General features: G+C 64.3%; 22 protein-coding genes and 1 tRNA gene. 9 read left to right on the top strand and 14 right to left on the bottom strand.

The features are described from left to right. Nucleotides 1–532: 532 nt before the first annotated feature. The 5 genes from thrC to IM816_RS01205 form a co-directional block, all read right to left on the bottom strand. Nucleotides 533–1,810 carry a threonine synthase gene (thrC, locus tag IM816_RS01185; protein ID WP_250339455.1) on the bottom strand — a complete coding sequence of 426 codons (1,278 nt, stop codon included), beginning with the start codon at nucleotides 1,808–1,810 and terminating at the stop codon, nucleotides 533–535. Between the two features lies 1 nt (nucleotide 1,811). Next, nucleotides 1,812–2,762 carry a homoserine kinase gene (locus tag IM816_RS01190; RefSeq protein WP_425602625.1) on the bottom strand — a complete coding sequence of 317 codons (951 nt, stop codon included), beginning with the start codon at nucleotides 2,760–2,762 and terminating at the stop codon, nucleotides 1,812–1,814. Further along, complete coding sequence (locus IM816_RS01195) at nucleotides 2,756–3,904, bottom strand: homoserine dehydrogenase family protein (protein ID WP_425602600.1); 1,149 nt, start codon at nucleotides 3,902–3,904, stop codon at nucleotides 2,756–2,758. The genes IM816_RS01190 and IM816_RS01195 overlap by 7 nt, the downstream gene beginning before the upstream one ends. Nucleotides 3,905–4,238: 334 nt before the next feature. Continuing rightward, nucleotides 4,239–6,230 (bottom strand): bifunctional 2',3'-cyclic-nucleotide 2'-phosphodiesterase/3'-nucleotidase, encoded by a 1,992-nt coding sequence (locus tag IM816_RS01200; protein WP_250339457.1) that lies wholly within the window; start codon nucleotides 6,228–6,230, stop codon nucleotides 4,239–4,241. A gap of 64 nt (nucleotides 6,231–6,294) precedes the next feature. Continuing rightward, on the bottom strand, nucleotides 6,295–8,214 hold the full coding sequence (locus tag IM816_RS01205) for an alkaline phosphatase family protein (protein WP_250339458.1): 1,920 nt from the start codon (nucleotides 8,212–8,214) through the stop codon (nucleotides 6,295–6,297). 169 nt (nucleotides 8,215–8,383) lie between these two features. Here IM816_RS01205 and IM816_RS01210 point away from each other — a divergent pair, with 169 nt between their 5' ends. From IM816_RS01210 to IM816_RS01230, 5 genes are all read left to right on the top strand, one after another. Further along, a complete protein-coding gene (locus IM816_RS01210; protein WP_250340668.1) occupies nucleotides 8,384–10,675 on the top strand; it encodes a TonB-dependent receptor in 2,292 nt (763 codons plus the stop codon). A gap of 56 nt (nucleotides 10,676–10,731) precedes the next feature. Further along, the gene (locus IM816_RS01215; RefSeq protein WP_250339459.1) at nucleotides 10,732–11,784 is read left to right on the top strand and encodes a glycerophosphodiester phosphodiesterase; all 1,053 of its coding nucleotides are present in this window, start codon (nucleotides 10,732–10,734) and stop codon (nucleotides 11,782–11,784) included. 92 nt (nucleotides 11,785–11,876) lie between these two features. Beyond that, nucleotides 11,877–13,391, top strand: a complete 1,515-nt coding sequence (locus IM816_RS01220) for an amino acid permease (protein WP_250339460.1) — start codon at nucleotides 11,877–11,879, stop codon at nucleotides 13,389–13,391. An 87-nt stretch (nucleotides 13,392–13,478) separates the two neighbouring features. Next, complete coding sequence (locus tag IM816_RS01225; protein ID WP_143144623.1) at nucleotides 13,479–13,985, top strand: hypothetical protein; 507 nt, start codon at nucleotides 13,479–13,481, stop codon at nucleotides 13,983–13,985. 116 nt (nucleotides 13,986–14,101) lie between these two features. Continuing rightward, on the top strand, nucleotides 14,102–14,806 hold the full coding sequence (locus IM816_RS01230) for a glutathione S-transferase N-terminal domain-containing protein (RefSeq protein ID WP_250339461.1): 705 nt from the start codon (nucleotides 14,102–14,104) through the stop codon (nucleotides 14,804–14,806). A gap of 42 nt (nucleotides 14,807–14,848) precedes the next feature. Here IM816_RS01230 and IM816_RS01235 read toward each other — a convergent pair whose 3' ends face one another. Further along, nucleotides 14,849–15,523, bottom strand: coding sequence for an outer membrane beta-barrel protein (locus IM816_RS01235; protein ID WP_250339462.1), 675 nt, complete (start codon nucleotides 15,521–15,523; stop codon nucleotides 14,849–14,851). Between the two features lie 311 nt (nucleotides 15,524–15,834). Between IM816_RS01235 and IM816_RS01240 the strand changes: the two genes are divergently transcribed. Both IM816_RS01240 and IM816_RS01245 read left to right on the top strand, forming a co-directional pair. Next, entirely contained in the window at nucleotides 15,835–17,742 is a 1,908-nt protein-coding gene (locus IM816_RS01240) for a M61 family metallopeptidase (RefSeq protein WP_425602601.1), read from the top strand. Nucleotides 17,743–17,908: 166 nt separating this feature from the next. Then, a tRNA-Arg gene (locus tag IM816_RS01245) sits at nucleotides 17,909–17,985 on the top strand. 546 nt (nucleotides 17,986–18,531) lie between these two features. Here the strand turns inward: IM816_RS01245 and IM816_RS01250 are convergent. Next, on the bottom strand, nucleotides 18,532–18,792 hold the full coding sequence (locus IM816_RS01250; RefSeq protein ID WP_250339463.1) for a hypothetical protein: 261 nt from the start codon (nucleotides 18,790–18,792) through the stop codon (nucleotides 18,532–18,534). Between the two features lie 93 nt (nucleotides 18,793–18,885). Beyond that, nucleotides 18,886–19,191 carry a hypothetical protein gene (locus IM816_RS01255; RefSeq protein WP_250339464.1) on the bottom strand — a complete coding sequence of 102 codons (306 nt, stop codon included), beginning with the start codon at nucleotides 19,189–19,191 and terminating at the stop codon, nucleotides 18,886–18,888. Nucleotides 19,192–19,681: 490 nt separating this feature from the next. Here IM816_RS01255 and IM816_RS01260 point away from each other — a divergent pair, with 490 nt between their 5' ends. Beyond that, nucleotides 19,682–20,488 (top strand): restriction endonuclease, encoded by an 807-nt coding sequence (locus IM816_RS01260; protein WP_250339465.1) that lies wholly within the window; start codon nucleotides 19,682–19,684, stop codon nucleotides 20,486–20,488. Nucleotides 20,489–20,742: 254 nt separating this feature from the next. Here IM816_RS01260 and IM816_RS01265 read toward each other — a convergent pair whose 3' ends face one another. From IM816_RS01265 to IM816_RS01290, 6 genes are read right to left on the bottom strand one after another with little or no spacing between them, the layout of a single operon-like run. Then, on the bottom strand, nucleotides 20,743–21,495 hold the full coding sequence (locus IM816_RS01265) for an HvfC/BufC N-terminal domain-containing protein (protein ID WP_250339466.1): 753 nt from the start codon (nucleotides 21,493–21,495) through the stop codon (nucleotides 20,743–20,745). After that, entirely contained in the window at nucleotides 21,492–22,337 is an 846-nt protein-coding gene (gene bufB, locus IM816_RS01270; protein ID WP_250339467.1) for an MNIO family bufferin maturase, read from the bottom strand. Before bufB ends, IM816_RS01265 begins: the two co-directional genes overlap by 4 nt. 53 nt (nucleotides 22,338–22,390) lie before the next feature. Further along, nucleotides 22,391–22,675, bottom strand: a complete 285-nt coding sequence (bufA2, locus tag IM816_RS01275; RefSeq protein WP_250339468.1) for a BufA2 family periplasmic bufferin-type metallophore — start codon at nucleotides 22,673–22,675, stop codon at nucleotides 22,391–22,393. Nucleotides 22,676–22,725: 50 nt separating this feature from the next. Further along, nucleotides 22,726–23,484 (bottom strand): alpha/beta fold hydrolase, encoded by a 759-nt coding sequence (locus tag IM816_RS01280; RefSeq protein ID WP_250339469.1) that lies wholly within the window; start codon nucleotides 23,482–23,484, stop codon nucleotides 22,726–22,728. A gap of 32 nt (nucleotides 23,485–23,516) precedes the next feature. Next, nucleotides 23,517–23,978 (bottom strand): DoxX family protein, encoded by a 462-nt coding sequence (locus IM816_RS01285; RefSeq protein WP_250339470.1) that lies wholly within the window; start codon nucleotides 23,976–23,978, stop codon nucleotides 23,517–23,519. After that, nucleotides 23,975–24,250, bottom strand: coding sequence for a BufA1 family periplasmic bufferin-type metallophore (locus tag IM816_RS01290; protein WP_250339471.1), 276 nt, complete (start codon nucleotides 24,248–24,250; stop codon nucleotides 23,975–23,977). Before IM816_RS01290 ends, IM816_RS01285 begins: the two co-directional genes overlap by 4 nt. Before the next feature lie 287 nt (nucleotides 24,251–24,537). On the opposite strand from IM816_RS01290, the gene IM816_RS01295 reads away from it, so the two are divergent. Beyond that, entirely contained in the window at nucleotides 24,538–24,774 is a 237-nt protein-coding gene (locus IM816_RS01295) for a redoxin family protein (RefSeq protein ID WP_250339472.1), read from the top strand. The last annotated feature ends 58 nt before the right edge of the window (nucleotides 24,775–24,832 follow it).

Raw genomic sequence — 24,832 nt, forward strand, 5'->3', positions numbered from 1 at the left:
GATTCAACGACTTCGAGTTCCGGGTTGTGCGAAGGTCCTGCCACGGGTCGCCGCCGCCATCGTCACCACCGCATGTCGGCATTAAGTCGGGTCTTACGGTGACTGGCACGCTTGATCCGGCGAACGCTGGGATGCTTACGACGCTCGTGGCAAGAGTAATGGCGACGGTCAGAGCAATATGACTCTTCATGAATTCACTTCCTTGAAATTCCCCTGCAGCGACGACCGTAGGCCGAGCCTACTTGCGCGCCAAGCCGGCACGAAAATGCGAATTCGTGAGACCGTGCGGTGCTCTGGATTTGTTTGCCAGGCAAGTGCCTGGAAATCGCCGACGTCCAGCGCGTCCGGTAGGAATGCGCCTACAAGAAACCTTGCGATGGGCACCTTTTTGGCCAGCTCTTTCTGAGACGGCGGTCACATCGAGATTGTGGGAGCCGCTATAGCGGCGAGAAGCCCACGGAGCATGGAAGCGGCGAGGCGACTACCCGTTGCCGCGATAGCAGGTTGACGAGAGCACAACCATGCACCCAACTCACCAAGCACGCAGCCACGATGAGAAAAGACGCCCATCCGCCGCCATCGGCTCCGCGGAAGCGGGCCGCGATAGCATCGACGCCAGCGCCTCGGGCACCGGCACCGTGCCGCCGATCAGCGGCTCCACGACGGTATCGAATTTCGCGGGATGCGCGGTCGCGGCGAGGGTCCAGGGCCGGCGATCGCCTGCGAGGCGGCGCCGTTCGAAGACGCGAAGGGCGGTGGCCGTGTGGGGGCACACGATCGTGCCGTCGCTGGCGGCATGGCGGCGAATGGTGTCGCGGATCTCCGCATCGTCCACGCTTTCGGCCTGGCCGTTCCGTCGCGTTTCGTCATCGCTGCCGAAAAGATGGCGCAGGCGTTCGAAGTTGCTCGGCGCGCCCACGTCCATGGCATTGGCGATGGTGGGTACGGCATCGCGCGCGTGATACGGCCGGCCGGCGAAGAATTCGGGCAGCGTGGCATTGGCGTTGCAGGCGAAGATCACCTCACCGATCGGCAGGCCCACTGTGCGGGCCCAGAGGCACGCCACGGCGTTGCCCAGGTTGCCGGTGGGCACGATCGTGTGCATCGGCTCGTCTGCCTGAAGCGAGGCGTGAGCGAAATAGGCCATCTGCGGCAGCAGACGTCCGAGGCTGATGCTGTTCGCCGATGACATCGGCACGTCGGCCTGCAGGGCGACATCGGCCAGCGCGCCTTTGACCAGTCGCTGGCAGTCGTCGAAGCTGCCTTCGATACGCAGCGCGCGCACGTTGCCGCCGAAACTTCCGAGTTGATGCGCCTGGCGCGGGGACACGCGGCGATCCGGATAGAGAATCGCCACGCGGACGCCGGGCAGGCCATGAAAGGCCGCACCCACGGCGGCACCGGTGTCGCCGGAGGTGGCAACGAGGATCGTCAGATGACGGTCGTCGCGTCGAGCGAGCCGGCTCAGGCAGGCCGCAAGAAATCGCGCACCGAAGTCCTTGAAGGCAGCCGTTGGCCCGTGGAAAAGCTCCAGCAGGTGCGCGCCTTCGATCGGCAGCGCAACGCGCGGGGCAGGAAAGGCAAAGGCGTCGGCGCAGATAGCGGGTAGATCGTCCGCGAGCGCATCGCCCTCGAAGAACGGCGCGAGCAGGTGCGTCGCCGTGTCGGCGAGGCTTCCGTCCGCGGCTGGCGTGTCCACGTGGGGCATGCGTTCGGGAACGTACAGCGCTCCGTCAGGGGCCAGCCCCGCGGCGATGGCATCCGACAGACCGACCGGCGGCGCGATGCCGCGCGTACTCACATAGCGCATGTCAGAGCACCCGTGCGGCGGGGCCGTCGATCGGCGCGACCAGTACGTCGCTGTCGTGGCCTGCCGCGGCGAACGCGGCGCGCATATCGCGCGAGGCGGCCTCGGCGGACGCACGATCCTCGAACCAGCCGAACACGCTGGGGCCGGCACCGGAAATGCTGGCGCCCATGGCGCCGTGATCGAGCGCGGCCTGCTTGACCTGCGCAAAGCCTGGAATCAGCGGCGCACGGCGTGGCTCCACCAGTACGTCCGCCAGTCCTTCCCGTACCAGAGCGGCTTCGCCGCGGTAGCAGCCTGCCAGCACCAGGGCGAGGTTGGCGCTTTGCGCGACGAATTCGCCGAGAGCATAGGCGCCGGCCAGCGCGGCGCGCGCGCGGCGGGTCTCCAGCACCACGTGCGGATGCACCAGTGCGCAATGCCATTCACCGGGGACGGGGATGCGCACGAGGCGCGTATCCGTCGCGAGCACCAGGCCGCCGATGAGCATCGGCCCCAGGTTGTCGCCGTGCCGGCTGCCGCTGGCGACCAACTCGCCGTCGAGGGCGAAATCGTAGAGCGCCTCGCGCATTAGCGGTTCATCGAGCAAGGCATTGGCGGCGACGACGGCCGCCACACAGGATGCCGCCGAACCGCCCATGCCCGAGCCAAGCGCGATGCCCTTGTGCAGGACGAGTTCGAATCCGTAGGGCAGGTCCAGCCCGCGCTGCATCGACAGCAATGCGGCGCCAGCCGTGTTGGACGGCGCATCCAGCGGCAGGTCGGTCACCACCCCGTCGATGGACGCGATGCGTACCTCGCGCTCCGGAATGCGGCGCACCTGCGCGCGATCTCCCGCGCCCGCCACGGTGTGGCCGAGGATGTCGAAGCCGATGCCGACATTGCCGACACTGGCGTATGCCTCGGCCTCAGCGATGTCCGCACGGGCCTGTGGCGAGGAGGGGTCTTTCAGCATGCGCATCGTTTTACTCCCATCGCGCCCGCCACGCGCAGCAGATCGGCGAACACCGCTGCCGCCGTGACCTCGGGGCCGGCACCCGGCCCTTGGACGACCAGCGCATTGTCGCAGTAACGGCGCGTCGCGAAGCGGACCACGTTGTCGGTAAGGCGCGCATGCGCAAACGCGTGGCCGGGTTCGACGACCTGGATGCCCACGGAAGCGCGCGCCCCGTCGAGTCGCGCCACGTGGCGGAGCACGCCACCCGCCTGCCGCGCTTCCGCCAGTCGGCTCGCCATCGGGGCGTCCATTTCCCCGAGGCGTTCCATGAACTCGTCGCGCGAGCAGTCCGCAAGGTCGGGCGGAATCAGGCTGGCGACGGAGACGTCGTCCAGCGACAGCGCCAGGCCGGCCTCGCGGGCAAGGATCACCAGCTTGCGCGCCACGTCCATGCCGGACAGATCGTCACGCGGGTCCGGCTCCGTATAGCCCATCGCGTGCGCCTCGCGCACAAGCGCCGAGAACGGCACGGACCCGTCGAAGCGGTTGAACAGCCAGGCCAGCGTGCCGGACAGCATGCCCTCCACGGCGGCGAGTTCGTCACCCGTGTCCACGAGATCGCGCAACGTCTGCACGACGGGCAGCCCGGCGCCGACGGTGCCTTCGTAGCCAAGGTGGGCGCCGCTGGACTGGGCGGCGGCGCCGATGCGCCGCCACCGCTCGAGCGAGCCGCTGGCCGCCCGCTTGTTGGGCGTGACGACGTGGATGCCGGCGGCCAGCCATGCGGCGTACCAGTCGGCGACGACGTCGCTGGCGCTGCAATCGGCGAGTACCGCCATTTCACCGTGATGGCCCGCCACGTGAGCAGCGAACGCGTCCAGAGCCGCCGGCCGCCAGGTCTGCGCCCCGTGGGTGCGGCCGTTCAGCGCTTCATCGTCGCAATCGAGCCACATGTGCCGGCTGTCGCTCACCCCGCGGACGCGAAGTTCGAGCCCGCAATCGCGGAGGAGACGCGGTGCGGCGAGGCGAAGCTGGCTGAGCAGGGCGCTGCCGACCTTACCGGGTCCGACCACGCCGACGTTGACGACGAGAGGCCCCGACACCGCGCGCACGGGTGCCGCCGGCCGCGGTGACAGAGGGGGAACGATGGCGATGGACACGATGAAAGCCTCCGATGAGAGGCCCTTCAAGTCACGTCAGGCGGGAGTGGGGCTGTCGTTCGGCACCGTCCCGTTCTGCGGGAGGTCGGGGCCGGTAGCGACAAGGAACTAGGCGCGCACGGACTCCGATCCTCCGACCGGGGTAGTGGTCGTGGTGGTAGTCGTGGCGACAGTGAGGAACGCAAGCGCGCCGACCGCAGGGGTCGGGGTGGAACGCGGCGCTGGCGAATGAGGATGCATGGGCCGACGTTATGCCGGCCGAAACCGGCTTGTCAATGGGCGCGTACCTCGGCCGTTCGGCCGAGGCACGCATGACACCCGTTATGACGCTGGCTCAGCGCGCCGAAAGATCGATGGCGTACACAGCCGTGCCGTCGCCGTTGTCGCGCACCTGGCGGATGGGCAGGTTGAGGTCTTTCGCCACGTCTTCCTTGCCGCTGGCCGAGGTGAAGGTGATCGCGCCGCGGGTCTTCAACGGTGCGAACGACCACGAGCGCTTTTCCACGTCCTTCTGCGTCAGCGTCTTCTTCGCCTCCAGCCAGTGGATCACGACTTCGCGGTTGCCGTCCGGCGCGCTCAGCACGATGTTGTCGCCGGTCAGGCCGGGGAACTCACCGCCGCCGCTGGCGCGGTAGTTGTTGGTGACCACGATGAACGGCTGCGAGGGCTTGATCGGCTTGCCCTTGTAGCGGAGGTTGGTGATCCGCTCGCCCTCGGGCTTCGACAGGTCGATGACGTAGCTGATGCCGCCCTGCATCTGGTCGAAGTTGTAGCCCGTGAGCTTGCCGATCAGCGGTTGCTCGCCGTCCTTCGAAGGATCGATGCGATTGAAGCGGGTGGCCGTCTTTTCCAGCCAGGCCTTGACGCCCGCACCATCGATCTTCACTGCCGCGAGCGTGTTCGGATAGAAGTACAGGTCCGCTGCGTTGCGGATGGTCATCGGGCCCTTGGGCACATCGGTGAAGTCTTCCGGTCCGCCGAAGCCGGTGCGGAATGCCGACGCGGCCGAGAGCACCGGCACGTCGCGCCATTCGGGATGCGTGCGCGCCAGTTCCTCGCGTGCGTAGTCACGCTGCGCGGCGTTCACCACCGCGATCGCCGACATGTTGCCTTCGTCGGCGAAGTAGCTGGTGAGCGCATGATCGGTGGCACCGATCGGCGTGTTCACGTAGGCCATGGCGGCCTCGTGCGCCTCGCGAACGATTGGCGCGATGCTCGGGTCCGGCGCCACGCATTCGTTCTTCTTCGGGCAGATGGGGCGCACTTCGCTGCGGCTCTCGTCCTTCTGCACGACCCAGCGGCCGCCGTCACGCTTGAGCGCCATGCGGATGACGCCGAGATCCTTGCCGAAGAAGCCGCCCATGACCGCCGGGACGCCACGCACAATGCCGCGCTTCGCATCGACGTCCTTCATGCCGGCGTAGCGAGGGCCAGGGAATTCAGTATGCGAGTGACCAAGGAGCAGGGCGTCGATGCCCGGCACGCCAGCGAGATACCACCCGCCGTTCTCCATCTGCGGCGTGTAGGGCGCGGTATTGAGGCCGCCATGCAGAATCGCGACGACGAGATCCGGCTTCTGCGCCAGCACCTCGGGCATGTAGCGGTTGGCGGCTTCGACCACGCCGTCCACCGTAACCTTGCCGGCGAGATTGCGCTTGTCCCAATCGAGAATCGGCGGCGGTGTAAATCCGATGATGCCGATGCGCAGCGTGGTGGTGACCGGCTTACCGTCAGTGCCGGTGGCCTGCACGGTCTTGGTGACGATGGTCCACGGCTTGAAGATCGGCTTGCCGTCGAGCGCGCTGTAGACGTTGGACAGTACGAGCGGGAAGGCCGGGCCGGCGCACTGCCGCGCTTCGACGCCATCGACGTTCATCGCCGTGTTGGTCACCTGGGCGAGGAACGGCAGGCCATAGTTGAACTCATGGTTGCCGGCGGTGCCGCCGTCGTAGCCGACGGCATCCATCGCTTTGTAGATGGCGAGTTCGCTGTCGCAGCCCAGCGGCTTGACCAGTGCCTGGTAGTCGGCGAGCACGGTGCCCTGGATGGTGTCGCCGCTGTCGAACAGCACCGTGTTGGGGAACTCGTGGCGTGCTTGCCGAATCAGCGTGGCGACGCGCTCGTAGCCGAGCGTCGGGTCGTCCTTCTGCTTGTAGTAGTCGTACGAGAGGATGTTCGAATGAACATCGGTGGTTTCGAGGATCGCAAGATCCAACGTCGCGCCGTCCCGTACGGTGGCGGGCGCGGCCGTCTTACCGGCAGGGGCGCTCGCGCAGGCGGCGAGCAGGGCGGCCGATAAGGTGGCCAGGGCGAGGTGCTTGAGCATCGTGGGATCCGTTGGACGCGGGTTCGGGGCGGAAAACTAGCAGAAATGCGTGCGGCGGCGGGAATTACTCCCGCTCTGCCTTGGCTTCGTCGAAATAGGTGTAGCTCCGGCTTCCGTCCTCAAGGCGCTTGGTCTTGAGCACGAAACGGTAAGTGCTGCCGGTCATGGGCGAACCGTCCACGCGGCGCAGCGTCAGGTCGGTGGCGGCGTCGGTGGTCACGTCGACCGGTTTAACGGTGAGGCCACGATCGTCGTGCCCGGAAAGCGCCTCGCGCAACACACGCCCATCGGCCTCGTGCAGGTCGAGTTTCAGTATCGCCGCCAGTGTCGGCGCCAGGTCGACGTTGCCGCTCGGCAGCTCGTTGCGCCATGCCTGGCGGAAGTCGGGACCGCTCGCAATCAAGGTGTTGTGCACATCGATGGGGCTGAAGCTTCCATGCATGCCACGCTCGTTCGACATGCTGGTGTACACCGTGCCCTTGAAGCCCTGCACCACGGCGTTCGCATCGAAATCGTAGCTGGCGACGATATCCGGCGCACGCTTGTTCGCAAGATGCACCGTCGCCAGCGGCAACGTGCCGGGCACCTTGCCGTAGCGCGCATCGACGAAGATCGCACCGAACGCCTCCTGCGATTGCAGAAAGCGCACGGCTTTCAGCAGCGCGGCCTTGTCGTGCGACGGCAGATACAGATATTCGCTGCCGCCGTTAGGAGCGATGACGAAGGCGTCCTTTGGCAACGTCTCCGGCACCTTGTATGCGGGTGTCGTATAGGGGCCCGGCTTGCCGCACAGCTTTCCGTCATCGTCGTAACGGGTGGGGCGCACCTGTGTGCCATCGCTGCGTATGCCGGACATCACCGGCGCATAGATGCAACCGAAGCCGTCGTAAGCGGTGAAGCCTGCGCGGGTCATTTCATCCGCCAGGCGAATGGCGCCGGAGGTGGCAAAGCCCCATTCTGGATCGACCCGTCCCACGCGCCCGTCGGCAATCGTCCGCAACGGAAACAGATCGGTGGGGCCGGACACGGTGCTGTGCGCGTGATCGGAGACGATGATGAGATCGGTATCGCCGTCCATGCCCAGGGCCGATAGCTTCGCCTGCAGTTTGCCGAGCAGTTCGTCCTGCGCGCGTAGTGCCAGATGGAAGTTCGGTGAGCCCACGCCGTAGGCGTGTTCCGTGGAGTCGGGGTTGCGCAGCCAGACGAAGCTGATGTCCGGCTTCTCCACCGGCAAGACGTATTCGAGGAACACGTGCATGAGATACGCGTTGCCTGCGGTGGACGCCGTGCCGCTGGCGTCGGACGCGTCCGAGGTGTTGCCGTCCTTCAACGTCGCCAGCGGCAGCGCCGCCGTGGGGGTGCCGTTGTCGGGTTCCAGGTGGAAACGGTCGGCGTCGTACGCATGAACGGTATTGGCCGGCAGCGGGAATCCCGCGCCGATCAGCTTCTTGGCGAACGTGAGCGGCAAAGCCACGTTTTCATCGAGGATGGCGCCGCCCTCGTGGAGGTCCTGCAGGAACGCCGGGCCGGACTTGCCGATGACTGCCGTCTTGAGTCCGGCCTTCCGCGCCCGTTGCAACAGGGTCGGGGCCTGGAGAAGGTCATGATTCCAGTGATCGTCCAGTGCGCGCAGTACCGCATAGTCTTCCGTGTAGATCGGCGCGGCGAAGTCGCTAGGCACACCCTTGGCATCGAAGCCCTTGGCGCCCGGCGCCCAGAACCGATTGCCGAAGAACCCGATCGTGCCCGGGAACGAACCCGTGGCGAGACTGGACGCATTGACCATGGTGAAGGTCGGGTAGGTCGCATGATGATCCGCGAAGAACGTGCCGCGCTTCGCCAGCGCCGCAAGATTTGGCGTGTCGTCCTCGCTGATGGCGTCGGGCCGCATGCCGTCCCATACGAAGACGATGACGCGACGGGCATGCGCGCCCGTGGCGACGGTCAGCATCAGCAGGACGGCCAGGCAGGCTATGCGACGCATCGAGTGCTCCATGAAACGATCAAAGGGAAGGCATGGTGGGCGGAGGATGTTTCAGTTCGGGGACGAAGCGTGCCGTGGATCACGGGCTGCAGAGATCGTCCCCTGATCGTAAGAAAACCTAAACATGCGGACGTCACCCTCGTCGTTTCTTTCGATGAGCTTCCCGCCCATGATCCATGCACGCCGCCGCCTGTTCCTCGCCCTTGCCGCCGCGCTTTGCCTCCCGGCCCATGCCGAGGACGCGCCCCCGCCGAAGGCCCAGGATCTGGAAGCGGTTTCCGTGATCGGCCAGGGCGAAACGCGTCAGGTGCAGCGTATCGTGCCGGAAGACCAGAAAGTGCTGCCGCCCGGCACGAGCCCGCAGAAAATCCTCAACCGACTGCCCGGCGTGTCGGTGCAGTCGAACGACGCCTTCGGCGCGAACGAGGAATCGCAGTCGATCACGCTGCGCGGCTTCAATACCACGCGCCTCGGCTACACGCTGGACGGCCTGCCCTTGGGCGACAACGCCTATGGCAATTACAACGGCCTCAACATCTCGCGCGCCCTGATCGCGGAGAACATGGCGACCGTGGAATTGTCAGAGGGCATCGGCGCCCTCGGCACGGCATCCACCAGCAATCTCGGCGGCGCCATCCAGTATTTTTCGGCCGATCCCGCGGCTACCTTCGGTGGCAAGGTCGCGCAGACCTTCGGCAGCGACCACAACCGGCGCACCTATGCACGCATCGATACGGGCGATTACAAGGGTTTCTCGATGTACCTGTCCGGGGTGCATGCGGATGCCGACATGTGGGCACGTCCCAACTCGCCCACCAATACCAAGCAATTCAACGGTAAGGCGGTCTACGAGTTCGGCGACGGCAATCGGATCACCGGCTTCGCCGATACCTCGCGCACCAGCCAGGCCGATTACGCTTATCTGTCCAAGAGCGGTTTGAAGCGTGGCCTTGGCTGGGACTGGAATCTCTACGCGCCGGACTGGAACCGCGCTCTGGCGGCGGCCTACTGCGCGCCCGCGTATACCAAGGGCGGTGTTAGCGATCCGCGCTGCGGCTTCTCCGGTGGCGTGGACAATATCGACGACGCGTACTACCAGAGCCGGGCGCTGCGCCGCGATGACCTGTATTACCTGGCCGGCGATTTCACCGTCGCCGACGCGACCACGCTGCACACGCAGGTCTATCACCACGAGAACGCAGGGCAGGGGCACTGGTGGTCGCCGGGGCAGAAGTCCTATCCAGGCACGCCTGAGGAGCTGCCGATATCGATCCGCAGCACCAACTACACGATCAATCGCAATGGCGCGATCGCGTCGCTGTCGTGGGAGTGGAGCGGCCACCGCATCGAAGGCGGCGTGTGGTACGAAAAGAATGACCACCACGTGGAACGCAATTTCTATTACATCGACGGTCCGGTCAGCGACTACCGTTATCTTTCCGATCCGGACCGCCGCCTGTTCTCGCAGAACTATACGATCACTACCAAGCAGGCCTATCTGCAGGACAGCTTCAAGGCGCTGGACGATCGCCTCAGCGTGGACATCGGCGTGAAGAGCCCGCACACCACCATGACCGCGCGCGAATTGCCTGGCGTCGAGAGCCCCTATGCGAACGGCACGCTCAAGGCGGAGAAGTCGTTGCTGCCGCAAGCTGGCCTCGCTTACCAGCTCGCACCGGGCCAGGAGCTGTTCCTGTCCTACGCGAAGAACATCGCCGCGTTCCAGGGCGGCGGTGCAGGTGGCCCGCTGTCGGTTTCGCAGAGCGCATTCGACGGTACCCGATCGCGTCTGAAACCCGAGGAATCGCGCAGCATCGACGGCGGGTTCCGCAGCGTCGGCGAAGCGTACGAGGCCTCCGTCGCGGTCTACGACGTGACCTTCAACAATCGCCTGCTCTCGCTCAACCCTTGCCCGAGCATCGAGGTCGGCACGCGGCCGGAATGCAATACCGCCTTCGTCAACGTGGGCTCGGTGAGCAGCCACGGTGCGGAAGTCACCTTCATCTGGAAGCCCGTGCGCGGGTTCCAGTGGTACAACTCGGCGTCGTTCAACCGCTCGACCTACGACGACAACTACGTTGCCAGCGGCAAGGTCGTGCCGGTGAAGGGCAAGGCTACCGTGGACACGCCGAAGCGCATGTTTGCCAGCGAAATCAGCTGGACCTCGGGTCCGTGGTCGGCCAGCCTGCGCGGCAAGTACACGGGGCGTCGTTACTACACCTATACCAACGACCAGTCGGTGGCCGGGGCAACGTCTTTCGACGCGGGCGCGAGCTACGACTTTGGTGCGCTGGGTGGCTTGAAGGGTCTCGTGCTCGCGCTCAACGTCACCAACCTCACCGATCATCGCTACGCCACCAACCTCACCGCGTTCGCCGCCACCGACCCGCAGGGCCGCGCCCTCGCCTTCCACGCCAGCGCACCGCGGCAGACCTTCGTGACCCTGACGGCGGACTTCTGAGCATGCGACATGCCCTATCCTCATGCGCCCTGGCCCTGATTCTGGGAGCACTGCCCATGTCCACGCCCGCCTCGCCCGCCAAACCGATCGCTGCCAAAGTCCTGGTGATCGGCCATCGTGGCGCCAGCGCGCTGCGCCCGGAACACACGCTGGCCTCGTATGCGGTGGCGATCGCCGATGGCGCGGACTTCGTGGAACCTGACCTGGTTTCCACGAAAGATGGCGTGCTGGTGATTCGCCACGAGAACGAAATCAGCGGCACCACCGACGTCGCCGCCCACCCTGAATTCGCGGCGCGTCGTACCACGAAGACGGTGGATGGCATCACCCTCACCGGGTGGTTCACGGAAGACTTCACACTCGCCGAGCTGAAGACGCTGCGCGCACGGGAGCGTCTGGCCGACGTGCGCAAGGCGAACACGGCGTACGACGGTCAATTCAGCGTGCCCACCTTCGACGAGATGATCGAGTTCGTCGCCGCCGAGGCCTCGGCGCGGCATCGGGTGATCGGCATCATTCCCGAGATCAAGCACGGTACGTATTTCCGCGGCATTGGCCTGCCGATGGAAGATTCGGTGCTGGCAACGCTCGCGGAGCATGCGTATACGCGCACGGCGCCGGTGGAGATCCAGTCCTTCGAAGTGGGCAACCTGAAATACCTGCACGACAAGCTGGGCAAGAATCATCCGAATGTGCGGCTACTTCAGTTGATGGACGATCCGGAGCAGCACCCGGCGGACGACTCGTCCGTCACGTATCGCCAGATGATGACGCCGGCAGGTCTCAAGGCCATCGCCGCTTACGCTGACGCGATCGGGCCCTCCACGCGCAGCATCATCCCGCTGGGCAAGGACGGCCGGTTGGCGCCCGTGACGCCCCTGGTCCATGACGCGCACGCAGTCGGGCTGGAGGTCCATCCGTATACCTTCCGCCCCGAAAACCGCTTCCTCGCTGCGGACTTTCGTAACGCGAGCGGCGACGACGCGCGGAACGAGGCCGGTTCCGTGGCTGAAATCCGTGCGTATCTCGCCACGGGTATCGATGCGTTCTTCACCGACGATCCGGCGCTCGGACGCCAGGCGCTGGACGGTGGCCTACACGCTCGCTAGGGCGTGACGGGTCCGCGGTGTCGGCCGGTGACGGACGACACCGCCAGTCCTGCCCGCTATGATCCCGGCTCAGCCAGCCCCAGGGATCGCCCATGTCGTTAGCCAAGTTCCTCCGCCACAAGTCCGTGGAGCAGTTGCAGGCCGAGGTCGGCCAGCGCAAGGACTTCCGGCGGGTCCTGGGCCTCTGGCAGCTCACGGCCATCGGTATCGGCGGCATCATCGGGGTGGGCATCTTCGTGCTCGCGGGCCAGCAGGCGGCACTCAATGCCGGCCCTGCCGTGGCACTCAGCTTCATCATCGCTGGCTTCGGCAGCGCCTGCGCCGCGCTTTGCTACGCGGAATTCGCGGGGCTGATTCCAGTGACCGGTAGCGCCTATACCTACGGTTATGCAGTGCTCGGCGAGGGCGCGGCGTGGATCATCGGCTGGGATCTGCTGCTGGAATACGCACTGGTCGTGGCGGTGGTCGCGATCGGTTGGTCGGGATACGTGCAGGTGCTGCTCGCCAGTGCTGGCGTGCATCTGCCGGAGTGGGCGCAGAAGAGCATGAGCGCCGACACCATGAAGTACTACTGGCAGCACGCGCTCGGTTCGCTGGGCATCGGCTTCGCCAACCCGGTGCCTGCGCCGACGGATGCGCATCGCTTCAACGTCATCGCTGCCGCCGTGTCGTTGCTGGTCGCCGTCCTTCTCTCCGTGAAGACGGAGTGGGGGGCACGCCTCAACACGATCATCGTCGCGATCAAGGTGATCGGCGTGGCGCTGGTGATCGGCGTGGGCGCGTTTTTCATCGACACGACGCACTGGCAGCCGTTCATTCCCGCGCGCGTCTTCGATGACAAGGGCGTGGGCCACTTCGGCTGGCAGGGTGTGCTGACCGGCGCGAGCGTCGTCTTCTTCGCGGTGTTCGGCTACGACACGCTCACCACCGCTGCCGAGGAAGCGCGCGATCCGCAACGCGACCTGCCGCGCGCCGTGCTGCTCTCGTTGGCCGTCGCGATGGTGCTCTACATCGCCGTGTCGCTCGTGCTGACGGGCATCGTGCCGTACGCGAGCCTGAGCGGCGAAGCTTCCGTGTCGGACGCTTTCAACGCCATCGGCCTGCCGTGGCTCAGCAACGTGATTGCCGTCGCCGCCGTGATCGGTGTGATCAGCGTCTTGTTCGCCTTCATGCTCGGTGCGGCGCGCATCTGGTTCGCGCTCTCGCGCGACGGGTTGTTGCCGGCGTGGTTCTCCCGCGTGCATCCGCGCTTCGGCACGCCGGCCCGCCCCACCATGATTCTCGGCATCTTTACCGCGGTCGTCGCGGGCTTGCTGCCGATCGGTGAAGTGGCGGAGCTGGTGAACATCGGCACGCTCAGCGCCTTCATTCTGATCTGCGCGTCCGTGCTCGTGCTGCGCGTGCGCAAGCCGGCACTGGAAAGGAAGTTCCGTACCCCCGCCGTGTGGTTCGTGGCGCCGCTGGGCATCCTGTTCTCGCTGGCGCTGATCTGGGGCCTGCCGTGGATCACCTTCGAGCGCTTCGCAATCTGGATGGGTATCGGCCTCATCGTCTACTTCGCCTACGGCGTGCGGCACAGCAAGCTCAACGGTGACAGCCGTCACTGACTGCCGTTCGCTTCCGTTTTTGCGCCTCCCCTGGGAATAATGCGATTGCCGACGCTCGGTCGGCAGGAACACGTCAAGGAGACGGCAGTGGGGAAGTGGATCTATCTGGGGGCAATCATGCTGGCCGCCGCGCCGGCAGCATTCGCAGCCGACGCGGTGACGGTGCAGAAGCCGGCCACCTTCAACGAAGACGCGGATATTCCTAAGGCCGTGCTCGATGAATGCAAGCTGGAAAACGAGCTGCCCGATGCGGTGGCTGCCAAGGCAAAGGAATCCGGTATCGCTATTACCTTCGCCGACAAGGTCAGCGGAAGCGAAGCGGGGAAGACGTTGCAGATGCAGATCAGCGACGTCGTCGCCGACGGCAACGCCTTCATGGGTCATCACAAGGCGATGACTGTCAGAGGCAAGCTCTACGAGAACGGCGCGGTGATCGGCAGCTTCAAGGATCGGCGCACGTCCATGGGCGGCGCCTTCGGCGGATTCAAGGGCAACTGCGCCGTGCTGGTGCGCACGGCCAAGGCCATTGGCGAAGACATCGGTCAGTGGCTGACCGCGCCAAAGGTGGACGCGAAGCTGGGCGACCTCGAGTAACGTGTCTTTCGATTCGTGGACCGCGGGCCGCCGGGCCCGCGGTCCACGGCCAGCGCATTGAATCCTCGCCCTGCGCGCCTTACTTTCGATCCTTTCCGATCCGAACAAGGTGCGTCATGTCCGATCTCTCCGCGTTTCCGATCACCCGGCGTTGGCCGGCTGCCCACCCGGATCGCATTCAGCTTTATTCGCTGCCAACGCCCAATGGGGTGAAGGTCTCGATCATGCTGGAAGAACTGGGCTTGCCCTATGAGCCGCATCTCGTCGACATCACCAAGAACGAAAGCAAGCTGCCCGAGTTCGAATCGCTCAATCCGAACGGCAAGATTCCCGCGCTGATCGACCCGAGTGGCCCCGACGGGAAGCCGATCGGCTTGTTCGAGTCCGGCGCGATCCTTCTCTATCTTGCCGAGAAAACGGGCCGTTTCCTGCCCTCCGATCCGGCGAAGCGCTGGGCGGCGATCCAGTGGCTGTTCTTCCAGATGGGCGGCATTGGCCCGATGTTCGGCCAGGTGGGGTTCTTCCACAAATTCGCTGGCAAGGAATACGAAGACAAGCGCCCGCTGGAACGTTACGTCGCCGAATCGAAGCGCCTGCTCGGCGTACTGGATCGCCAGCTTGATGGGCGTGACTGGATCATTGGCGACGAGTACACCATCGCTGACATCGCCACGCTCGGCTGGGTCAACAACCTCGTGACCTTCTACGGCGCGCGCGAACTCGTCGGCTTCGACGACTTCCCGAACGTCATCGCCTGGCTGGAACGCGGCATGTCGCGGCCCGGTGTGGAGCGCGGGCTCAAGATCCCGGCGCGCTCCTGACACGCATAGCGGACGGGGAGCCATCGCGGCTCCCCGTATCGCTCAATAGAAACGATATTCCGCGGTGAGGCCGAGAACGCCTATTTGAGCGTTGTGCCCCGTATCGCGAGGGCCGTCGGCCTTGAAGCTGTAGCGGTCGTAGCTCAGCGTCAGGCCCATGTTTTCGTCGTAGTCGTAGCCGAAGCCGACCCCGCCATAGAAGCGGTTGCCGCTCCAGTCGTGGTGAACTCGCGTCGTTGACGCAGGAGTGCTGGTCCCGCCGCTGGAGCCCGTGAAGTCGCCCTTGCTGCGCACATGAGCCAATCCTGCGTGTGCCGTGATCGTCAGATCGTAGGGCAGGTCCCACTTGCCATTGATGCCGGCAAGGAAGGCGTCGACCTTGTTCTTGTCGCGGACGTCGTATGGCTCGCTCAGGCCGCCGTCGCGGGCCTTCCATGTCGTGCTACCGAGATGCGCATAGCCGGCTTCCACGCCCAGCGCGAACGGGCGGGCCACCACCCAGCGGTAACCGCCCAAGACGGTGATGCCCGTGCTGTTCCGGTCTTCGCTTCCGGAAAACGTCGTGCCGCTGACGTCTCGATCTACATTGAAGTGCGACTTCCCGCCTGTGATCGAAATGAAAGGGCTGGTCTGCGTCACGGACGCAGAGTCGGCGGAAGCGGCAAGCGGCGTAAGGAGCGCAGCGCCTGTGGCTGCGGTGAGTGCCAGTAGTTTCATTGAAGTATCCCTGTATCCCTTTGTTCCTGGAGTGGCGTACGCCAATGACGGCGATCAAGGCCGGGCGCGATTATAGGGGCGGCGCTCGTCTCCACCCTAACGCAAAGACGTACGGCATCACGCTTTGAAGGCTCGCCATCCGAAAAGTCTTGCGTGGTGTGGCGAGGGTGGGGCAAGCCACCCGTGACCTCTGGCATAGGGCACCCCGGACCCCGGCGTTTAGGATCGAGAGCTTGCGCGGACCAAAGGGGACCGTGCCGAACCGCTCGCAGGGATGGCCGGGCGCCTTACCGCTTCTCGGAGACCCATCAGTGAAATCCACCCTTCTTGCCTCCGCGCTGTTGGCCGCCCTGGCCGGCGTCGGCGCTTCCGCTGCCGTTCGCGCGGACGACACCCCGAGCGTGCCCGCACCGCAGGACGTCGCCTATAACGGCACGTTGAAGATCGCCGTCGACGCCACCGATCTCGATCACCGCATCTTCCGCGTCAAGGAAACCATTCCCGCACAGCCGGGTCCGCTGACCCTGCTGTTCCCCGAATGGATCCCGGGCCACCATTCGCCGAGTGGTCCGATCGACCAGTTCGCGGGCCTCGTGGTCAAGGCGGGCGGCCAGCGCGTCGAGTGGACCCGCGACGAGTACAACGTCTACGCGTTCCACGTGAACGTCCCGGCTGGCGCCTCGTCGGTAGACGTGGAGTTCCAGACGCTCACGCCGCAGGACTCGCGCCAGGGCCGCATCGTGATGACGCCCGACATCGTCAACGTGCAGTGGAACCAGGTGTCGTTGTACCCGGCCGGCTATCGCGCTGACCGCATCCAGGTCGAAGCGTCGGTGAAGCTGCCCACGGGCTTCCAGTTCGGCACTGCGCTCGAGCAGGCGGGCAAGGACGGCGACACGGTGACCTTCAAGGCGATCGACTACAACGACCTCGTGGACTCGCCGATCTTCGCCGGCCGTTATTTCAAGCGCGTGGACCTCGACCCGAACGGCCGCTCGCCGGTGCATCTCAACATCGTGGCCGACAACGCGAAGGCGCTGGAAATCAAGCCGGAGGCGCTGGACATTCACCGCAAGCTCGTCCAGCAGATGGACAAGCTCTACGGTGCGCGTCACTACAATCACTACGACTTCCTGCTCGCGCTGACCGACAAGCTCGGCGGCATCGGCCTCGAGCATCATCGCTCGTCCGAGAACAGCGCGTCGCCCAACTACTTCACCGAGTGGGACAAGAGCTGGCTGGGTCGGGATCTGCTCGCGCACGAGTACAACCACTCCTGGGACGGCAAGTACCGTCGCGGCGCCGATCTCGCCACGCCGAACTTCAACGTACCGATGGGCGACAGCCTGCTGTGGGTTTACGAAGGCCAGACGCAGTTCTGGGGCAACGTCGTCGCCGCGCGCGCCGGGCTGCTCTCGCAGGACCAGGCCCGCGACATGCTCGCGCTGGTTGCAGCCACGTACGACAAGGGCCGTCCGGGCCTGTCCTGGCGCAACATCCAGGACACCACCAACGATCCGACGATCGCGCAGCGTCGCCCGCTCTCGTACCGCAACTACCAGATGAGCGAGGACTACTATTCGGGCGGCCAGATGATCTGGCTCGACGTGGACACCAAGCTGCGTGAGCTGACCAAGAACAAGCGCTCGCTCGACGATTTCGCCAAGGCCTTCTTCGGCATGAAGGACGGCGACTGGAAGGTCAATCCGTATACGTTCGAGGACGTGGCATCCACGCTCAACGGCATTGCGCCGTACGACTGGGCGAAGTACCTGCGCGAACGCGTCGATGGTCACAAGGGCGACCTCGAAGGCATCGAGCGTGGCGGCTGGAAGCTCGTCTACAACGACAAGCCGTCGGACGCGGTGAAGGGTATCGAGTCCCGTCGCCACTACACCGACCTGACCTACTCGGCCGGTTTCGCCGTATCGTCGAAGGGCGACATCGCCGACGTGCGCTGGGACGGTCCCGCGTTCAACGCCGGCCTCTCGCCGGGCATGCACATCGTCGCGGTCAACAACAAGGAATTCGACGGCGATGCGCTGAAGGATGCCGTGACTGCCGCGAAGACCGACAAGGCCCCGATCGAATTGCTGGTGAAGAACTTCGACCAGTACAAGACGATCAAGATCGACTACCACGAAGGCCTCAAGTACCCGCACCTCGAGCGGGTAAGCGGCAAGCCGGATTGGATCGGCGAGCTGTACAAGGCCAAGTAAGATCGCAGTAAACGCCCGTGCGCGGCGGTGGCAGACGAGGCCCTCAGGGGCCGGATCACGCCGCCGCGCGCGGGACGCAGACCACCTGTCGCGACCCGTTCCGGGGCGCCGGCCCCGAGACTAGGCCGCGCCGGGCATTCCCGCTACAATGCCGATCCGCTGTTACGCGCCCGTAGCTCAGCCGGATAGAGTAGTGGCTTCCGAAGCCATTGGTCGGGGGTTCGAATCCCTCCGGGCGCGCCATCTTTTCTATGTCGCGGTCTGCGCGTGTGCGTTAAAACACAACTCTGCCGAAACGGCGCGTTTAGGTTTAGCGTTAAGCCTATGCTTTGTCGGCCTATGGCTAGGGCGGGCCCGCCGGCCCTAGCGAGATGTACTCGGGAGGCGGCGCTGGCAAGAAATAGGTCATCCGCCGCTGCTCGAAAGTGGCCCTTACTCGCTTTTCTTTCTCATTTCTGGTCGCTGACGTACCGAAGTTGGCTTCCGGCCAGGAGCAGACGTTCAACGCTGAAATTTAACGGCGCGCCAAGCGCGTCCAATGCGATGAATGGTTGGGCGTGCCCGCCGAGTGACCGCCACACCACGGATACCGTATTTGTGAAGCGTTGAAGAGAACGGAACGATGTTGTCAGGAGATTGGCTGGAGCCGGAGTGTTCGCTGCGGCTATAGGCAGTTCAGTGCAACATCGTGTTGCAGCAGTGTTCCGATACTTGGATCTTAACGCTGCAGTTAAGCAGCGGCGGAACCGTCCGCGTCAAAAGAGTTGTTAGGCAGCGAGATCATGATGGTTAGTTATCTGAAGCCACCAGTGCAATAGCTTGGAGTACAGCGGCAATCGATGCTGCTAGTGCTGCGCGCTTATTCCTCTTGGTCTGAAGTTCGGCGGTGCGAATTACATCCCAGCGATGGTCCCCGTTGTAGAAGACAACGGCCGATTTGTCGCCCGGACGGTTCGGCTCATAAGGCACTTCAGATGCACTAGCCTTGTACCAAAGAAGTGCAGCTATGACTGCTGACAGCGCAGCAAGAGAAGTCAAAATTGTCTTCATGATCCCGACCATCATTGTGGATGCCTAACGTTGGAGTTAAGCGACCCGCGGTACGCCCGTCCGTTTGGACGAGTAGTTAAGCTACTGCCGAAGCTAAAGTCCGATTTGCGATTTCGGTAGGAACGATCCGGAGAGCTCAGCGCGTGGAGCATCACCAGCTTGTGGCGGCGATGAAACAATGATTACAAAGAGCTCACCCTCCGGTGCAAGTTGCGGCTTCGCCGCGAATTCGTCGCGAACGTGCTGCGGAGCCTCAATGAGCAAGTGTTCCGCGCGCTTGGACACGATGAAGTATGCGCAGTTCGAGCAATGGTAGTACTTGCTATTGCCCATCTTTAGCCAGTAGTACTCGGCCGTTGTGCCACACAAAGGGCAGTTTTGTTTGATGTATTCAGTCATTTTGAGTCGCGCCTCGATGAGCTTTAACTATCGAGTGCAGGAACAAGTTTGCCCGGTTATACATCCTCAGTCGCACAAAGACCTCTTTGGGTAATCCCTTGTTCTTGAGGAGCTTATCTTTGCCGCGTCCGGCTAACAACCGAGTGCAAAGCCGGACGGCGGCGTCCAACTGTAGAACGGCGGCCTCGGGTCGACCTCTACCCGTTGAGCTTACCCCGGGCGAGCCAGCATGGGCCGGGACCGGCCAGAAGCGGACATTCAATGCGCGCGTCAAGGATTTGCGTATCGATTACCTACTGAAGGCGCCAATGCTGTTTGACGAGACATCGCTTTCGTGCGATGACGTTATTGCGAAGATCGCAATCCTTTAAGAGGCGATCGACAGCTTCTCAAGGCAGCTTGCAGGGGAGGGGGATCCATCAACTCGGTTCGATCCATTGACCTACGTTTAATTGACGATCTCGTCGACTTCGTCCGAGGTCCGGGCTTCGTGTTGGATTTTTCCGACAGAAGTTTCTCGGACTTCTTCGCCTCCGAACTCAAGGTCAACATCGACGATCCGAAATACGCGGTCAATGGAGGATCGAAGGGCAAGCGCCTCCGCCACTTCCTTCAGACCTGCGATGACGGGACCGCCATTCGCACACTCGAAGCACTCTGGGAGCATCGCAGCGAGTATCTGGCCCGCTCCGGCAGTGTCGACCCCGTCGCTAATGCCAAGACCCGCTATCAAGGCCTGATCAGCCGCCTAGCGGGCGGCTCCAAGCCGTTGCGTCCGTCAGTAACCCCCCAGTCTGTTCCTATTGACCGCGAGGCCATTGCAAAAATCAAGGCCGATCTGTTGCAGGTAGAGGCATTGGCGCCGCATGCGCGCGGCTATGCATTCGAGGGCTTCCTCAAAGGCTTGTTCGACGCCTTCGGTCTGGCCGCCCAGGAGCCGTTCCGGCTGCGCGGCGAACAGATCGACGGCAGCTTCCAGCTCGCAAGCGAGATTTATCTGCTTGAGGCCAAGTGGCAGGGGCCGCCGATCGGTGCGGCCGAGCTGCACACCTTCCATGGCAAGATCGAGCAAAAGGCTGCCTGGACCCGCGGCCTGTTCGTCAGCAATAGCGGCTTCACCGAAGATGGCCTCGCCGCTTTTGGGCGCGGAAAGCGAGTCATTTGTATGGATGGACTCGACTTATACGACATGCTTAACCGGGAAATTTCACTCACTCAGGTCCTCGAGCACAAAGTCCGCCGCGCCGCGGAAACTGGCGCACCCTTCGTGCGCATACGCGACCTTTTTCCTTACTGACAGGAAGGAACGTAGATTGCGCGGTTCGATGATTGGTGCATTTCTGTCGACGTGCCGATGGGGGAGCCTCCATCGGCGTGTGATGACCGGTCAGGTCGCTAACCTAGGGGTCGGCATCCAGTCGACGGCGGCTATCGTGCCTTCGCATTACGTATCCGAGGAGCATATGGCGCGCGCACTCGCGCGGCTCGGCAAGCCGGCAGCCGCCGCCCTCATCGAGAGCAAATGCGCCTAAGCGCACGGAGCGCCACCTTCTACATCGTCACACCCACTACAATCCCCGCCCCAATCCACTCCGCCAGCAGCGTGCCGGCGCGGGCGATGCCGCGTTCCTCCGCCAGTCGTTCGACCAGTACGTCGCACCACGCGGCGAAGCGACCATCGTTCCGGAGTGCGAGAAGCGCAGCGTAGTCGGTGGCATCGACGCGTTTCAGTTGAGAGCGGAAGCCCTTGCGCCAGACGACGAAGCCGCCCGGCTGATCGAGCATTTCGCCTTCGGGCACCGTAGCCTCGGCGTCGAGCGCGAACCACAGGTCGTCAGCGTTGGTCGTGGCCTCGTGCATTCGCAGGCTGGGTGTGAGCGTTAGCGTCGCTGCATCCCAATTCACATTCGCGAGCGATTCCGTCGTCAACGGCGTCGAATCAGTGGCAACGAAGGCTTCGGCCAGTGCCCATTCAATCCACGCGAGTTCGCGCAGGTCGGGGCTGCGCGGGTAGAGGGCGAACACCGTATCCGGGAAATCGACGCCGTACTGGTCGAGTGTCCAGGAGCGTGGCGGATGGATTCCGATGTGGTGAATGGCGGCCTCGCGGAATGCATCGGCACCGATCCAGCGAGCGACCTGGGGATAGCTCGCCTCCAGGCAACCGATCAACTGCGCGCGGTAGTTGTTGCGGTAGACAGCAAAGCCCGCACTCGCCTGGCTGGCGATGGCAGGCTTGCCGTCTTCCCCCGTTGTATCCGTCAGCCAGTCACTGAAACCACGTTGCACCTCGGCGAGGTTCATGCGACCTCCCGATGATCCGCGGAGCGCGTACCGATCGATCTCGCCGTGTCGAGTTCCGCCAGGAGTTCGGGCAGCGGGGGGATGTCGTCGTCGCGCTCGATCATCGTCGCGACCGGCCCGAGGACGGACATCGCCGTCGCGTACAGTGCCCACACGTCGTCGCATACGGGCTTATCGTGCGTGTCGATGAGCAGGCCGGGACCCTGCGTGTGACCTGCCAGATGGACCTGGCGCACACGATTGGCCGGAATACCTCGAAGGAACGCGTGTGCGTCGAAGCCGTGATTGCTGGCGCTGACGTAGATGTTGTTCACGTCGAGTAGCAAGCCGCAGCCCGTGCGTTGCGACATCTCGGCGAGAAAGTCCCACTCGCTCATCGTCGCGCCGTCGAAAGCCACGTAGCTGGAGGGGTTCTCGAACAACATGGCGCGCCCGAGCACGTCCTGTGCGGTTTCGATGTTGCGGCATACGAGCGCGAGCGCTTCCTCGGTATACGGTAGGGGTAGCAGGTCATGCGAATTGAAGCCGGCAATGCGCGACCAGCTGAGATGATCGGAGACGAACAGCGGTTGTACGTCGTCGGCGAGTGACTTGAGCCGACGCAGGTACGCCATGTCCAGTCCGTCCGATGAGCCAATGGACAGCGACACGCCATGCAGTGCGACAGGATGCTTCTCGCGAATGCGGCGAAGGATGTCGCGTGGCTGGCCGCCATCGACCATGAAGTTCTCCGAGATGACCTCGACGAAATCGACGGGTACGTCGGTGTCGAGGAAGTCGCGGTAATGCTCCTTGCGCAGGCCGAGGCCATAGCCGGAGAACGACGGGGGTGGCGTGCGCATGGTGCGGGTCTCCACTGGGAAAAGGGCCGTCGATGTCGACGGCCCTTGATGAATCACTTCGGCTCGGTCAGCGTGCCGCCGGCAGCCTTGCATTCGCTGGGCGTCTTCACCAGCACGCCCTGGCCCTTGCAGGTGTTGAGGCCCTTGCAATCGTTCTTGGCCGTGGCGCAGAGGCTGGTGCCCTTGCAGGTGTTGATGCCGTAGCAGCGACCGGGTTCTTCCTTCGGTGCGGTACCGTCGGCGGCGCGCACAGGCGAGCCGATCGAGGCGACGGCAAGGGCGACGAGTGCTGCGGCAGCAGCGAAGCGGGGGCGGGACGAGGTGGCGAGTGTGCTCATGGGGTTCTCCTGGGAAGAGGTCCGTCGGGACCGTGGGTTGCAACCGGTTGTCAGTGCGCGTTGCGCGCGGCGTCTTCGATCACGTTCGCCACCGCTTCCGGCTGCGAGATGTAGACGACATGGCTGGCTTTGATTTCGGTGACCTTGGCGTTGGCGCGCTTGTACATCCAACGTTCCAGGTCCGGGCTCAAGGCGCGATCCTGCGTGGCGACGACGGCCCACGTGGGCTTGTCGTGCCATGCGGCGACCTGCATCGTGGCGCCGAACGCCGCGGCAGTCGCTGGCACCTGCGACACCGCCATGAAGGCCGTGCGGTTCGTGGTCAGATCGCCCGCGAAGTCGGCACCGAACTTGTCCTGCGCGAAGAAAAGATGACCGTCACGCGTGGGGGCGACGTCGTTGCTTGGCGCAGGCATCGAGCCGACCAGCTGCGAAACGCTCTCGCCCACGTCCGGGACAAGTGCGGCCACGTAGACCAAGGCTTTTACCTTGTCGCGGTTACCGGCCTGAGTGATCACGGCGCCGCCGTAGCTATGTCCGACGAGTACGACGGGGCCATCCTGCTTGCGGATCTGTTCGCGGGTCTGCTCGATGTCGTTGGCGAGCGTCTCGATCTTCGGTTGCACGACACTCACCGTGTAGCCCTTGTGGACAAGGATGTCGTGCACGACGCGCCAGCCCGAGCCATCGACGAACGCGCCGGGCACGATGACGATGTTCTTCACACCAGGCGGCGCATCGGCGGCGAACCCGGCCGTAGCCGTACCGAGAGCCATCGTGGTGATGGCGAGAGTCAGTAATTTGCGCATGGGATTCCCTGCGTTATTGGTGAATGGAGACATCAGCGGTGAACGAGACGGTCGATCGACCACTTGCCGGCACCGCGAGCGATCAGCGGAAGCAGCAAACCCGCCCAGGTGAGGTGCGTGGGCCAGGCATCGGGGTAGACGAACACCTCGATCACCGTAGTCATCGCCAGCAACGCGAAGGCCGCGCTGCGCGTGAACAGGCCGAGCACCAGGAGTACGGGGAACAGGTGCTCCGCGTAGGTCGCCAGATGCGCGGCTACGTGTGGCGAGAGCAGTGGCAACGCGTATTCCGAGGCGAAGAGGTCATAAGTCGATGGCTTGATGCTCAGGAAGCCTTCCACCTTCGTCCGCCCCGAAAGAAAGAACACGGCGGCGATGCCCAGTCGGGCGACGAGCAGGAGCAGATCGTCAGGCAGCCGCGAACACCATGCCGCGATCGGCGACAGCGTGCGCCGCACCCGCGGCGCAGCGCCCACGGTCACGCCTGCGCTCACGCCTGCGGCTCCAGCGTGCCGTGGCCCTTGGGCGTCTTGATGCTGGTGCAGGTGCCTTTCTCCACCAGTACCCAGGCGTTGCCCTGGTAGTCCTTCTTCGCCGTAGCGGCACAACTCGTGCCCGGGCCAGCAGCGCAGTCGTTCTGCCCAGCCTTTGCCACGCCGTAGCACTTCTCCATCGGCTTCTTGGCATCGTCCGCGTGCGCCACGGAGGCGAGCGAGACGAGGCTCAGGGCGAGGGTGGCGGCGAGTGCGGTGTGCTTGCGGATCATGAGATGAGTCCTTGGTGTGGTAAGTGGTGGGTGTGCAAAGGAGACCGCAGCGGCGTATCCCGCCTGTGTCGAGGCAAGCGTCAAAACGCATCGCAATGTGTCGGATGCGGCGCTCGATACATTTCGATACAAAGCGGACCGGTGTGCCCTTGGACGAGCTGTTTCCGGTTTGTACAAAGCGATACAAAAAGCCGCCCCGGCGGACACGAGCGGGACAAGCGGCGGGCTTTTCATAGGCATCCTGCGCGGTAGCCACCATCGCGCCTCCCTGCTTCCCGAGGTGCCCCATGAAATCCTTTCGTCTTGTCGCCGACGCCCCTGTGCGGGCCGCCATCCATCGCTACGGCCTCACCTGGCCCATCGCGACGGACAACGGGCTGCAGACCTGGGGCGCTTATGGCAATCGCTTCCGGCCCGCGCTCTACCTTATCGACCGCAACGGGCGGGTGGTTTATCGCTGCGTCGGTGAGGGAAACTACGAGGAAGCCGACCAGCGCATCCGCCAACTTCTGGGGAAGGCATGATGTGGGCCGGAAGCGATAACCAAAGTGAGCGCGCGGGCGACGCGGCCAGCGGGGAGGC

Origin of the sequence: Luteibacter flocculans (assembly GCF_023612255.1) — a bacterium.
Classification (GTDB): domain Bacteria; phylum Pseudomonadota; class Gammaproteobacteria; order Xanthomonadales; family Rhodanobacteraceae; genus Luteibacter; species Luteibacter flocculans.